The organism is Streptomyces sp. NPDC060366 (genome assembly GCF_042725135.1).
GTDB lineage: Bacteria > Actinomycetota > Actinomycetes > Streptomycetales > Streptomycetaceae > Streptomyces.
Genome location: NZ_JBHXDC010000001.1, coordinates 131,146 through 143,903 on the forward strand (window position 1 = coordinate 131,146; position 12,758 = coordinate 143,903).

At 70.9% G+C, this 12,758-nt stretch carries 9 protein-coding genes; 1 reads left to right on the forward strand and 8 read right to left on the reverse strand.

What is annotated here, in order from left to right; translation table 11 throughout:
* Positions 1 to 48: 48 nt before the first annotated feature.
* The 8 genes from ACFWHU_RS00445 to ACFWHU_RS00480 form a co-directional block, all read right to left on the reverse strand.
* Positions 49 to 1,398 carry a protein kinase gene (locus ACFWHU_RS00445; RefSeq protein WP_387222787.1) on the reverse strand — a complete coding sequence of 450 codons (1,350 nt, stop codon included), beginning with the start codon at positions 1,396 to 1,398 and terminating at the stop codon, positions 49 to 51.
* Between the two features lie 16 nt (positions 1,399 to 1,414).
* Complete coding sequence (locus ACFWHU_RS00450; RefSeq protein WP_387222789.1) at positions 1,415 to 2,341, reverse strand: protein phosphatase 2C domain-containing protein; 927 nt, start codon at positions 2,339 to 2,341, stop codon at positions 1,415 to 1,417.
* Positions 2,338 to 2,994 carry a tellurium resistance protein gene (locus ACFWHU_RS00455; protein ID WP_387223917.1) on the reverse strand — a complete coding sequence of 219 codons (657 nt, stop codon included), beginning with the start codon at positions 2,992 to 2,994 and terminating at the stop codon, positions 2,338 to 2,340. The genes ACFWHU_RS00450 and ACFWHU_RS00455 overlap by 4 nt, the downstream gene beginning before the upstream one ends.
* A gap of 197 nt (positions 2,995 to 3,191) precedes the next feature.
* Positions 3,192 to 5,765: a GTPase-associated protein 1-related protein gene (locus ACFWHU_RS00460; RefSeq protein WP_387222793.1), complete on the reverse strand. Its 2,574-nt coding sequence runs from the start codon at positions 5,763 to 5,765 to the stop codon at positions 3,192 to 3,194.
* A gap of 55 nt (positions 5,766 to 5,820) precedes the next feature.
* Positions 5,821 to 6,771, reverse strand: coding sequence for a carbohydrate ABC transporter permease (locus ACFWHU_RS00465; RefSeq protein ID WP_385793266.1), 951 nt, complete (start codon positions 6,769 to 6,771; stop codon positions 5,821 to 5,823).
* Positions 6,768 to 7,925 carry a carbohydrate ABC transporter permease gene (locus ACFWHU_RS00470; protein WP_387222796.1) on the reverse strand — a complete coding sequence of 386 codons (1,158 nt, stop codon included), beginning with the start codon at positions 7,923 to 7,925 and terminating at the stop codon, positions 6,768 to 6,770. Before ACFWHU_RS00470 ends, ACFWHU_RS00465 begins: the two co-directional genes overlap by 4 nt.
* 71 nt (positions 7,926 to 7,996) lie before the next feature.
* Positions 7,997 to 9,238, reverse strand: a complete 1,242-nt coding sequence (locus tag ACFWHU_RS00475) for an extracellular solute-binding protein (RefSeq protein WP_387222799.1) — start codon at positions 9,236 to 9,238, stop codon at positions 7,997 to 7,999.
* Between the two features lie 115 nt (positions 9,239 to 9,353).
* On the reverse strand, positions 9,354 to 10,403 hold the full coding sequence (locus tag ACFWHU_RS00480) for a LacI family DNA-binding transcriptional regulator (protein ID WP_385793262.1): 1,050 nt from the start codon (positions 10,401 to 10,403) through the stop codon (positions 9,354 to 9,356).
* Between the two features lie 141 nt (positions 10,404 to 10,544).
* Here ACFWHU_RS00480 and ACFWHU_RS00485 point away from each other — a divergent pair, with 141 nt between their 5' ends.
* Positions 10,545 to 12,677: a glycogen debranching N-terminal domain-containing protein gene (locus tag ACFWHU_RS00485; RefSeq protein WP_387222803.1), complete on the forward strand. Its 2,133-nt coding sequence runs from the start codon at positions 10,545 to 10,547 to the stop codon at positions 12,675 to 12,677.
* Positions 12,678 to 12,758 lie beyond the last annotated feature (81 nt).

Here is a 12,758-nt window from a genome sequence, read left to right on the forward strand (position 1 = left end):
GGGCGGGGCGGCCCGGACTCCGTGTCCCGGCCGCCCCGCCCGCCCCGCTCAGGCGTGTACCTCCGCCTCCGTCCCGCCGCCGAACTCCAGCAGCAGTCCGGGGCGCAGTGCCACCGTGCGGCCGGGGGCGACCTCCTGGACCGTGCCGTCGTCGCGGCGGACGGTCCAGCCGGACGTCGTACGGTTGGTGAGCCCGAACCGCCCACGCTGCTGCGGGTGTTCGGTCATCTCCCCCACCACGGCGGTGAAGTCGTGCCGCTCCGGGTCGTCGACCAGGTGGTGCGCGTACACCCGCGCCTTCGGGTCGAGCCGGATGCCGCGGCGGGTGCGCAGCGCGCCGCGACCCGTGACGACTTCGAGCTTCGGGGGCAGCAGCACTGCGTTACCGCACTTCCAGCAGTCGGGTGCGGGACCGTCGGGCTGGGTCATGTTCTGCCTGCCGCACGAGGCGCACACCGTGATCGCGTCGAGTACCCGGCTCAGCGCGTCCCGCCACTGCGACTCGCGGACCCGTGTCGACGGTGCGTTGAGCCCGTGGGTGAAGGTCTTGACGAACAGGTCGCGCAGGATCTTCGGCAGCGCGCCCCAGGTGGCGATGACGGTCGGGTGTTCGCCGGGCACGGGCCTGTTGCCGGTGTCGGCGGGGTCGTAGATGAACAGCGGATGGGTGCCGTACATCTTGCGCTTGGCCGCCTCGTCCATGCAGCGGATCTGCAACGCCTGTGCGCCGTCCAGCGGGTGATGGTTCATCAGGAGCAGGAACAGCAGGACGGCGAGTGAGTGCAGGTCGCTCTGGATGCCGGGCAGCGCGCCCTTGTCGCCGCGTACCAGCTCGGGCGCCATGAAGTCCATCGTCCCGGCGACGGCGGCGGCTTCGCCGTCCACCACGGCGTTGTCGTTGTCGCACACCAGCACGTCGCCGGTGGCCGGGTCGAAGAAGATGTTGCCCCAGTTGATGTCGCGGTAGGCGATGCCCTTGGAGTGCAGGGTGAAGTACGCCTCGACGGTGTGCAGCGCGGCGGCGACGAGCGTACGCAGTGTGGTCGCCGCCACCGACGCGTCACGGCGGAAGAGCGCCGGCAGGTCGTGGAAGCGCTGGGGCCGTACGTCCATGAGATAGCCGAAGCCCGGGTAGGAGGCGCTCGGGTCCATCACGACCGTCTGCGGCCACAGGAACCGGTCGTCGCCCCAGCCGTGGTGGATGAGCCCTTCGAGGATCTGCCTCTGCCGGGCGTCGGCCAGTTGCGGGTAGTACCACTTCACGGCCCGGTCGCCGTGCGGTGTCCGCACCCGGTAGACCTCGCCCTGGCCGCCCGAGCCGAAGAGCTCGGCGACCGTGACCTGGTCCCCGGATTCGGTGACCAGGATCTGTCCGGCTGCGAGCATGCCGTTCGCCATGCTGTTCCTCTCTGCGTCAGTGCGTGTCTGTGTGGGGGTGGGCCGGCGCGGTGCCGGGGCCGGCGGCCGGGACGGCGCCCGCCAGTGTCGCGTCGTCCCCCGAGTACTTGGCCGCGTGGCCGAGCCAGTCGGGGAGCTGTGCCTGCACGGCCGCGACGCCGTGGGACGCGGCGCGGGAGCGGACCCCGGTGGCGAAGGCGAGAAATCCCTCGTGGTCGGCGAAGCTCTTGGAGAGTCCGTCGGTGGAGATCAGTACGCACGGGGGCGGGCCGCCGGTGAGTGGCTGCCAGTGCAGGCGCGCCTTGCGCCAGGCCTCGGGCTCGCAGAGCGATTCCGTCTCGTCGCCCATGTCGGGGCCGGTGTAGAACGGCATGTGGGTCGCGCCGTCCGAATCGACGAGCACGATGTCGCCGTCCCCCAACTGCCAGCAGACCAGCAGGCGTTCGGTGATGACGGCGCCGATGAGCGTGCTGCCGTAGACGGCGAGGTCGGCCTCGGGCGCGGACCCGGCGGTGGGCCGGACGCCGGTTCCGGTGGTGGCTCCGGCCTTGCCGCCCGGCGCGGCGCCCGGATTCCCGCCGTGTGCCGGGGAGTTGGCCTCGTGTATCAGGACGCGGCGGCGCCAGGCGTGCACGACCTGCTGCGGGAGCGAGCGGGCCTCGGCGAGCAGCCGGGGCAAGTTCGCCGCGTCCTGCCCGCGCCGTACGACCTCGTGCGCGTAGATCCGGGCGCTGGCCGTGAACGCCTCCACGGCCCAGCGTGCGCCGAGTTCGCTGCGGAAGTGCGCGCGCGACCCGTGCCCGTCGGCGACCGCCAGCACGACGGCGCGGCCGTCCGCCGTGGTGAGCGCCCTGCCCCGGTCCTGGCTGTACTTCTTGGCGACTCCTTTGACTCCTCCGTCGAGGAGTTCCCACGTCGCGGTGGGTGTCCCGGTCGCGTTCACCAGATGTCGGTCTCGTCCTTGGTGAGCGGCACGACGGGCGATACGTTCGCGGGTGCGGCGTCCTCGATCTTCGGCGCCGACGCCTCCTTCACGACCGCGGTGGACATCCAGCGGATCGCGGCGGCCAGTTGGCGGGGGTTCTTGGCCAGCAGCGGTTCGAGTTCGGGATTGCCGAGGAACTCCTTGAGCATGCTCTTGTCCGCGTCGTCGCCGATCGCCACAGCGACCCGCACGGCGCGCTTGCCCCACGGTGTGTCGTCGATGGCGCGCAGTCCGGAGCGCCAGTCGTCGGTCGGCTGACCGTCGGAGACCAGGGCCAGGACGGGCGGCAGGGCGCGCTGTGGCATCGGCGGGGTCTGGAGCGCGGCGGCGGCCATGCGGAAGGCGGCGCCCATGTCCGTGGCGCCGTAGGTGTGTACGTCCTCCCAGGTGAACCGGTCCACCGGGGTGGGTTCCTGGATGTGCCAACTCGCGCCGCTCGCGAAGGAGATGGCGCGGACGAGCAGCGAGGCGGCCGGGTTGGACTGGGCGGCCTGCTGCATTTCCGGAATGGCCTCACGGATGGCGAAGTTCAACTCGCCGATCTTGCCGTTCACTCCCATGGAGCCCGAACAGTCGAGCATCCAGATGAAGTGTGCCGGGCGGCTGGCCATACTGCCGCCGGGAACGTCGAGAATGATGGTCACGCTGGTCCTCTCCCCCGAGGCGTCCCATTCGCGCACGCCTGGTTCTAGCTGTGTGGTGCCGTGTGGGTGTGGTGATGCGGTCCGATGCCGCCGAAAGCGGTGGTGGAAAGCCTAGTTGAGGGCACCTCGGTAGGTTTGCCGAGCGGGGATATTGAGGCCCCGGGTCAGCGCGGCGGGTGCGACGGCGAGTATCCGGACGGATATTCGGGCGGGTACGTGGGCAGCTCGCCGGGCCGCGGGGGTGGTGGCTGACCGGGGACATGGCCGCCGCCCTGTGGGCGTCCCTGTCCCGGTGGGTGCGGGGCGGGCCGGCCCGGGATCCGGGTGTCCGCGCCGTCGCCGACCCCGTTCGTCCACCGCAGCCAGTTCTGGACCCAGTTGTTCGACCGTCCCGCCAGCCGGGTGGCGACCGCGCCGCGCTGTTCGTCGTTCATCCGGCGGACCACGACGCCCAGCGTGTTCCGTAGCAACTCGTCGACCACGAAGGGCCAGTCGCGGGAGGTCCTGGTCAGTTCCCTGCGCCAGACGTAGAAGAGATCGGCGACGGTCTCCGGCTGCGCGGCCATGCGGTTCACCTTGGCGTCGTCGGCGAACTCGGCCACCACGGCAGCGCGGTAGTGCCGCTGCAACGCGGGTTCGGCGGTGGCGAGGAACGACAGCGCGCCCGACTGGTAGAGGTCGTGCGGCGAGAGGCCGGCGAGGCCGCGGGCGAGCAGGTACTGGACGCCGTCCCACAGCGGCACGTCCAGCGGCGATCCGGCCCGGCGCAGCTCGTCGACCCGGTCCACGACATCGCGGGGCGCGTGGCTGGTGCGGGCGAAGTCGTCGGCGAGGGCGAGCAGTTGGGCGATGGCACGCTCCCGTTTGGTCAGCTCCGGCCGGCGGTGGACCGCACGGGCGAAGTCGACCAGTTCCTGGTCGAACCGTCCGGGCGAGGTGAGCCACGCCAGGAACCGGGTGCCGAGGTTGGCGCCGAGAACGGCTTCCGCGCCGCAGATACGGACGATACGGGGGAAGTCCGGCCGCTCGGGCTGGTCGGCACCCCAGACGAGTCCCCACAGGGTTTCCAGTGTCGGCGGGTCCGCGGCGGGCGAGACGGTCGCGCCGGGGGCCGGTTCGGCGAGTTTCGCGAACAGGTCGATCCCGCGCAGGTGGTGCGGCGAGCCGCCCCACCACACCGCCTGCTCGACAAGGCGTACGGAGGGCGGTGCGATGTCGCGGTGGGCCCGTACCCACTCACCGTGGGGCGACCTGAGCAACTCCCGCAGGAGATGACTTCGCCGGCCGGTCGTCTCGACGGCGATCCGGGCGAGGACCAGCCGGTTCAGCCCCTGGTGACCGACGCTCTTGAGGACGTTGACGGCGTCGGCGCACTCGCGGCCACGGGGCTGGAGCAGCACGCGTACGAGCTTGTTCACGGCGTCCTCGACGCCGGGGCCCTGGTCGCCGTGCAGGACGAGCGCGAGATGCAGTGGTTCCGCCCAGGTGGCGACCGGGCCGCGGATCCTGCGCACCAGTCCCTTGTCGAAGCCGAGTCCGAACTCGGAGCGCAGCGAGCGTCTGGCCGCCTCCCCGAGTGGCAGGCCGACGAGCGGGTCCTGCCCCAGTGCGGTGTCCTGGTCGAGGGCCGCGGCGAGCCGCCGGCGGACGAGGGCCAGGGCCAGCGGGTCGGTGACGCTCTCGGTGCAGTGCTTGCCGAGTTCCTGGCAGACGCGGGTCAACTCCTCGATGGCCGGGGAGCCTTGGCTCTGGTCCCGGGCGGCCTGGGCGAGTGTGTCGACGACCGCGCGCAGGGAGTCCCTGTGGAGTGTGGTGAGTCCGTCCCCCGACGCCGTTCCCGTACGCAGGAGCTGGCGCACGAGCGTCGCGGGGGCGAACGGGTCGCCGGTCTCCGCCGTACCGGGCGCCGAAGGGGTCGGCGGGGCGCCCGCCTGCCAGAGCGCGGCCGTCAACTCGGCCCAGGTGTCGGGGACATACGGGCTCCCCGGCCCTCCGAGACCGTCGTGGAGGCGGTACAGGTGCTCGACGAGCAGCGGGTCGTGCCGGTCGAACGACGAGTCCGGGCCGATCCCGACGATCTGCTGCGGCGCGTCGTGCGGCTCGTCGGCGCGGGTGACGAACGTCAGTTCCCTGGCGTGCTGTTCGGGCAGTGACGCGCAGGCGAGGGCGATCCAGCGGACGACCGTCTCGGGGTCCTCCTCGGCGATGACGATCTGCCGGCCGGCGGGGTCGGCCCACAGCCGCCGTACGTCGGCGAGGAACGGTGCGACGCGTGATGCCTGCTCCTGGGCGAACCGGACGAGCAGCGGGAGGTCGAGGTGCCCTTCGGGCACGGGCAGCGGGTCCCCGCGCCCGTCGGCGGGGCCGGGGGCGTCCCAGGACCGGGAGCGCCATGTGTCGATCGGCCACATCCGGTCGAACCCGGCGACGCCCGTCGGAAGGTGTACGACGTCGATGAACTGCCTTCGCTCGCCCGGTTGTTCGCCGTCCGTGCGGCCGTTGCAGAGGAGACTGCCGCCGTCCGGGAGCCGACTGCAACTGAGGACTCCGTGCGGGGTCCGGCGATGGGTCAGCGTGATGACCTGCTCGACCTGTGCGAGCAGATCGTCGAAGGCTCCGGCATCGACGCCGCCCTCGCCCCCTGACCGCGGGGGCTCGGGCGACCGGATCGGCTGGAGGCGGACGCTGCCGGTGTCCGGCTCCCGGTCGAGCAGGTAGCTGAGACGGCGGATGACCATGCCACATTCTGACCAGCCGTCCGACCCGATCGCAGGCGGTCACGCGAAGTTTGACCTATTCCTTGACCGCCCCCGAGTTCGCGCTGCGTACGAAGTGGCGCTGGAAGGTGAAGAAGAGCACCGCGACGGGGATGGTCGCCAGCAGGGCCGCCGTCAGCTTGAGCGGATACTGCGTTCCGCTGCTGAGACTTCCGGAGACGAAGGACGCGAGGCCGGTCGTCAGTGTCTGGTACTGCGGGGACTGGGTCGCGACCAGGAAGTGGGTGAACTCGTTCCACGACCCCTGGAAGGAGAGGATCGTCAGGGTGATCAGTGCGGGTTTGGCCATCGGCAGCACCACCGACCAGAAGGTCCGGAAGACACTGGCGCCGTCGATCCTGGCCGCCTCCTCCACCTCCCTGGGGATGGAGAGGAAGAACTGCCGCATGATGAACACCCCGGCCGCGTCGACCATCAGAGGGATGATCATGGCCGAGTACGTGTCGAAGATGCCCAGTTGGTTGAGGACCAGGAACTTCGGGATCAGCAGCACCACGCCGGGCACCGCCATGATCGTCAGCAGGCCGTTGAAGAGCAGGTTGCGCCCGCGGAAGTCGAGGCGGGCCAGCGCGTAGCCGGCCAGCGAGTCGAAGAAGACCCGCCCGGCGGTGATGAACAGGGTGACGAGGACCGAGTTGCTCAGCCAGGTGCTGAACGGCACGGCGTCACCGGAGTTCCCGAGCCCGAACAGCCGCCGGTAGGACTCCAGCGAGAACGGGTTCGGCAGCAGGCCCAGCGGATTGGACGCCGCGTCCGGATCGGTCTTGAACGACGTGACGATCTGGATGACGAACGGCAGCAGATAGATCAGCCCGACCGCCGTGAGCACCAGATACACGAAGGCGAGCAGGGTCCACCGGCCCGCGCTGCGCGAGGGTCGCGGCCCGGCGGAAGGGCCGTCGGAGGTCCGGGGCTGCCAGGTCGCCGGGCTCTTCCGCGCCGGGGGGGTCGTCGGTAGCGTACTCATGAAGTCCTCCGGCGAAGGGCGCCGAACCGGCCGGCCGTCCTGGCCGGTTTGTCCCGGTCGCGCAGCAGGACGCGCTGGATCAGGGTCATCACCATGATGATCGCCAGCAGGATGAAGGCGATGGCCGCCGCACGGCCGTATTCGGAGTCCTGGAATCCCGCGGTGTAGGAGAGGAAGGCAGGGGTGAGGGTGGTGTTGCCGGGGGCGCCCTGGCTCATCACGTAGACGGCGTCGAAGATCTGCCAGCTGCCGATCAGGCCGAGTGTGAGGACCAGGAAGATCACCGGCCGGAGCGCGGGGATCGTGACGTTGCGGAACGACTGCCAGCGGTTGGCGCCGTCCAGCAGGGCGGCCTCCTCCAGTTCGGCGGGGACGTCCTGGAGCGCGGCGAGGAAGATCAGCATGTACGTGCCGGACGAGGTCCACACGACCAGCGCGATGATGGTGCACATCGCGATGGAGGGGCCGGAGAGCCAGTCCCACCAGGACAGTCCGAGGAACCCGTTGGACGCGAGCGCCGCGGTCGGCTTGTCGGGGTCGACGATGCCGAGTCCGCCGAGCACCGTCCAGACCAGGCCGTCGGCGTCGGTGAACCACTTCGGTCCGGTGATGCCGACCCACTTCAGGAGCGCGTTGACGGCGCCGCTGCCCTGGAACAGGAAGAGGAAGACGGTGGAGATGGCGATGGAGCTGGTCACCGAGGGGAAGTAGAAGATCGTCCGGAAGAGGCTCTTGCCCTTTATTCGGCGGCTGTTGACCGCGACGGCGAGCGCGAGGGCGAGGATCGTCTGGAGCGGCACGACCAGCAGGACGAAGTAGAGGTTGTTGCGGACCGAGGTCATGAACAGCGTGCGGTCCAGGCCCTCGTTGGTCAGGACGTTGGAGTAGTTGTCGAGACCGACGAAGTCGGCGGCGCCGGTGAAGGGGTTGGACTGCCCGTCCCAGTCCAGCAGGCTGACCCACAGCGCCATCCCGATGGGCAGCAGCAGGAACAGTCCGAGGACCAGCACCATCGGGCTGACGAAGAGCCAACCCCACACTCCCTGCCGGCCCTTGATGCGGGACGCCGGCTCACGGCGGCGGCGCCGCCCTTCGCCTCCGGCCGCGGCGGGCGGCGCCGCGACAGAGCCGCTGCCGCTGCCGTACTGACTCATTGTCTTTCTCTTTCCTCCCGCACCCGCCGGGATCGTCCTCCCGGCGGGTGTCGTACGGGGTGGGACCGGCCTCAGCCGTTGCTCTTCAGGACCTGCTCGCCGTTGGTCTGAAGGTCGCCGAGGATCTTCTTCGGGTCGGCCTTCGCCAGCCCGGCCAGGTCCGTGTCGAACTGTTCGAGCACCTTGGTGAAGCCGGGCAGGGTGACCGGGCCCTGCGCGTAGGCGGATCCGTCCACGAACGCCTTGTCCTGCGGGTGCTTCCTCGCGTACGTGTCCAGTGCGCTGGCGCGCGAGGGCATCACGCCGTACTCGTCGGCGAACTTCACCTGCTGGTCGGCGGTGGTGAACGCCTCGACGAGCGAGACGGCCGCGTCGTGGTGGGTGCTCTTGTTGGCGATGCCCCAGCAGGTGCTGAAGGAGAGCGTGCCCTGGCCCTTGGGACCCTTGGGCAGCGGGGCGACCGTGTACTCGACGTCCGGGAAGTCGTTGGTCATCGCGCCGGAGAGCCAGTTTCCCTCGATGGTCATGGCCGCCTTCTGGCTGCCGAGCGCTTCACCGCCCCAGCCCGCGTCGACCTGCTTGGGGTAGCTGAGCACACCGTCGTTGAGCAGCTTCTTCACGTACGTCAGCGCCTCGACGTTCTCGGGGCTGTCGGCCGTGATCTGCGTCTGGTCGGCGTTGGTGATCCAGCCGCCGGCCTGCTTGAGGAACGGGCCGAGCTGGTTGTACGAGCTGTTGACGACCAGGCCGCTGACCTTGCCCTTGGTGAGCTTCTTGGCGACCTTCGCCAGATCGTCCCAGGTCTGGGGGTAGTCGGCGTCGGTGAGCCCGGCGTCCTTCCACATCTTGGTGTTGATCGCGAGCGAGAGGGTGGAGCTGTCCTTGGGGGCGCAGTAGAACTTGTCGTCGTAGCTGAAGGAGCTGCGCAGCGTGGCGGAGAAGTCTTCCTTGTCCGTGAGCTTGTCGCCGTACGCGTACAGGGAGTTGCCCTTGGCGTAGTTGGCGAAGACCGACGAACCGACGTAGAAGACGTCCGGCGGCTTGCCTCCCGCCAGCGCCTGGCCGAGTTGCTGGTCCAGGTTCTGGGCCGGGGTGACGGTCACGGTGTTGCCGGTCTTCTTCGCCCAGGCCGCCGCGGCGGCCTTGACGGCGTTGGTCTCGGCGTCGCCGGAGGAGCCGATCATCACGGTCAGCTCCTGCTTGCCGGAGCTGTCCTGTTCGCCACTGCTGTCGCTGCCGAAGTCGGACGAACATCCGGTTATCAGGAGCGCGCCGCACACGGCGGCAGCGGTCGCGGCTCTGTTCTTTTTCATCTGCTTCTCTCTCCAGCTGTCGCTGTTGGGGACGTGCTGTGGGGGCTTCGGTGGCCGGGGAGGCCGGGTGGCCGGGGAGGGCGGGTGGCCGGGGAGGCCGGGACCAGGGCGGGGTTCAGGGCCGGGGCTCGGCCGACGAGCTCTCCCTGACGATCAGTTCGGGCGCCAGCAGCACGCGCTCCGGTGCGGAATCCGGGTCTTTGATGCGGGCCGTGAGGATCCGGGTGCAGGCCCGTCCGACCTCGTCCAGCGGCTGGCGGACGCTGCTGAGGCTCGGCGAGAGGAGACCGGCGGCGGGCGAGTCGTCGAAGCCGACGACCGCCACGTCACGCCCCGGGCTCAGCCCCGCGTCCCGCAGCGCGCGGTAGCAGCCGAGCGCGAGGGTGTCGCTCGCCGCCACCACGGCGGTGGCGCGGTCCACGACGCGGGCGACCGCGGTGCGGGCGGCGTCCACGTCGTCCACCGACGACACCCGCAGATCGCGTATGGGCAGGTCGTGCTTGCGCATGGCCTCGCGCCAGCCGCCGGCCCGGTCGTCACCGACGCCCGAGCCGCGCGGCCAGCCCAGGAACGCGATCTTCCGGTGCCCGGCCGCCACCAGGTGGTCGACGGCGGCGGCGGTGCCGTGCGCACCGTCGACGTCCACCCAGTCGCCGGTGTCCTTCGCCGACCACCGGCCGAACGCGATGAACGGGACCCCGTTCTTGTGCAGCCAGCCCGGACGTTTGTCGCCCCGGTAGGTGTTGCTGAGGACGAACCCGTCGACCGAGTGCTCCCGCAGCAGCTCGTCGTAGCGTTCGGCCTCGTCGTCGGCGCCCAGGGGCGCGGCGAAGAGCAGTATCCGGTAACCGGCCTGGTCCGCCGAGTCCGACAGCGCGTGCAGGAAGTGGTCGGACACGGGCGTCGACAGGCCGGGGGGCGTGGGCTGGACGCCGTATCCGATCAGTCTGCTGGAGCGCGTGCGCAGTGAACGGGCGGCCTGGTGGGGCCGGTAGTCCAGCTCGTCGAGCGCCTCGCGAACCCGCTTCAGGGTGGTGGGCGCGAGGAGTTCCGGCGAGTTGAGCGCGTTGGAGACCGTCTGTGTGGACACCCCAGCCCGCTGGGCGACGAGAGCCAGGGTGACCGGCCCTCCCTTGCGCCCGCCTGCCGACGTCGTACGTGCCACCAACGGCCTCCGTTCCTCGCACGGCAGCCGCTCGAAATGCGGCGCCGCATCTGCAATGGATCGATAAAACTCTTTCCCATGGCAGCTTGGCAAGGGTTAAGGTGAATTTTGATCGATCCAAATCACGAGAGGCGCCACACAGTGAACACGGTCGTCCAGGGAAACCCCGCCGGTCACCAGCCGCCCGCGGACGTCGTCACCGAGGGCCTCCAGCCCTTTCTGCACGACGTCTGCACCACGCTCTACGCGCCCAGCCTGGTGCTGTCCCGGCCGGCCGGTGACATCGCCGGCGGGCCCGACGGGTTCTTCCACGGCGATCGCCGGCTGCTCTCAAGGCTCTCGGTCCGGGTCGAGGGCGTGCCCGTCCTCCCCGTCAGCAACACGATGAGCTCCGCCGACCGCACGGCCTTCCGTGCCGTACTGCGCGGCGTCGGCGAGCACACCGCCGACCCGGCCGTCACGCTGCACCGCGTGCGCTCGGTCGAACCGGGCGTGCTGCGCGAGGAGTTGGAGATCGCGAACGCGGGCGTCAAGGACATACGGGTCGAGGTCGTCGTCGGCGCCGGCAGCGACCTGGCGAGCATGATCGACGTCAAGTCCGGCCGTACGTCGCCCGAGCTGCCCGCCGGCATCGAGGGCGACGCGCTGGTCTGGCACCGGGACGAGGTCACCGTCCGGCTGCGCGCGACATCGGGCTCCCCCCGGATCGACGCGGCCACGGGTGAGCTGCGGTTCGAGGTGGCACTGGCCGCCCGCCAGTCGTGGCGTACGACCCTGGAGTGCGTCGTCACCGACGACGAACCGCTGCGCTTCCCGGCCGTGGCGCGCGACGCGGTGCCGTGGTCACCCACCGGACTGCGCAGCGCCGACCACCGCATGGACCAGTTCTTCGCCCGCTCGGTCGGCGACCTGGAGCGGCTGCTGCTGGCCGACCCGGAGCACCCGGAGGACCAGTTCCTGGCCGCCGGATCCCCCTGGTTCCTCACCCTGTTCGGCCGTGACTCCCTGTGGGCGGCACGGATGCTGCTCCCGCTCGGCACCGAACTGGCGGCCGGCACGCTGCGTACCCTCGCCCGCCGTCAGGGCATCACCACCGACGCCCGCAGCGACGAGCAGCCCGGCAAGATCCTGCACGAGGTGCGCCGCGAGGGACTGAAGCTCAACGAGGGCCCGACGCTGCCGCCGGTCTACTACGGCACGGTGGACGCCACGCCGCTCTGGGTGATCCTGCTGCACGACGCGTGGCGCTGGGGCCTCGACCCCGAGCAGGTCAGGGACCTGCTGCCGCACGCCGAGGCCGCGCTGGAGTGGCTGGCGACGTACGGCGACGCGGACGGCGACGGCCTGCTGGAGTACATCGACGTCTCGGGCCAGGGGCTCGCCAACCAGGGCTGGAAGGACTCGGGCGACGCGATCCGCTGGCGCGACGGCCGGCTCGCCGAGGCCCCCATCGCCCTGTGCGAGGTCCAGGCGTACGGCTACGAGGCGGCGATGGGCGGCGCCGCGCTGCTGCGCGCCTTCGGCCGGCCCGGCGCGGAGCGCTGGGAGGAGTGGGCGGACCGGCTCAAGCGCCGCTTCCGGGAGAGCTTCTGGGTCGAGGACGAGACCGGCCGCTACCCGGCCGTGGCGCTCGACGCCGCCAAGCGCCCGGTGGACTCGGTCACTTCGGGCTTCGGTCATCTGCTGGGCACCGGACTGCTCGACGAGGAGGAGAGCGCGCTGCTCGCCGCCCGGCTGGCGGGGCCGGAGCTGAACTCCGGCTTCGGGCTGCGTACGTTGAGCACGGATTCCACCGGTTTCAACCCGTTCGGCTACCACATCGGGTCGATCTGGCCGCACGACACCGCCATCGCCGTGCACGGCCTGGCACGGGCGGGTTTCCCGGCGGAGGCCGCGTCACTGGCCGGCGGTCTGGTCGCGGCGTCCACGACGTTCGAGGGCCGGCTGCCCGAACTGTTCGCCGGTCACGGCTCGGCCACCGACAGCGTGCCCGCCCCGTATCCGGCGTCCTGCCGCCCGCAGGCGTGGTCGGCGGCGTCCGCCGTCGCCCTGCTCCAGGCCGCGCTCGGCCTGGAGGCCGACGTACCGGCCGGCACGCTGCGCTTCTCGCCGCGCGCCGCCGAGGGCATCGGCCCGCTGGACCTGACCGGTCTGCGGGTGGCGGGCGCGCCCCTGGCCGTACGGCTGGACGCGACCGGCCGGATCCGGGTGGAGGCACCGGACACGCTCACCGTGCACGGCGCCGACCGCGCCGGGGACGCGTCACGGAAGTAGCGTCGGCCGCCCGGAAGGCCGGGCGCACGTCGCCTGGTCCGGGCGCGCCCGCGCATGAGCGGCCCCGGCACCACCGCGCGC

Coding starts and splice junctions, on each gene's coding strand:
- ACFWHU_RS00445 (WP_387222787.1), bottom strand. CDS start 1,398: ATGGCGAACGGCATGCTCGCAGCCGGACAGATCCTGGTCACCGAATCC.
- ACFWHU_RS00475 (WP_387222799.1), bottom strand. CDS start 9,238: ATGAAAAAGAACAGAGCCGCGACCGCTGCCGCCGTGTGCGGCGCGCTC.
- ACFWHU_RS00455 (WP_387223917.1), bottom strand. CDS start 2,994: ATGGCCAGCCGCCCGGCACACTTCATCTGGATGCTCGACTGTTCGGGC.
- ACFWHU_RS00470 (WP_387222796.1), bottom strand. CDS start 7,925: ATGAGTCAGTACGGCAGCGGCAGCGGCTCTGTCGCGGCGCCGCCCGCC.
- ACFWHU_RS00465 (WP_385793266.1), bottom strand. CDS start 6,771: ATGAGTACGCTACCGACGACCCCCCCGGCGCGGAAGAGCCCGGCGACC.
- ACFWHU_RS00460 (WP_387222793.1), bottom strand. CDS start 5,765: ATGGTCATCCGCCGTCTCAGCTACCTGCTCGACCGGGAGCCGGACACC.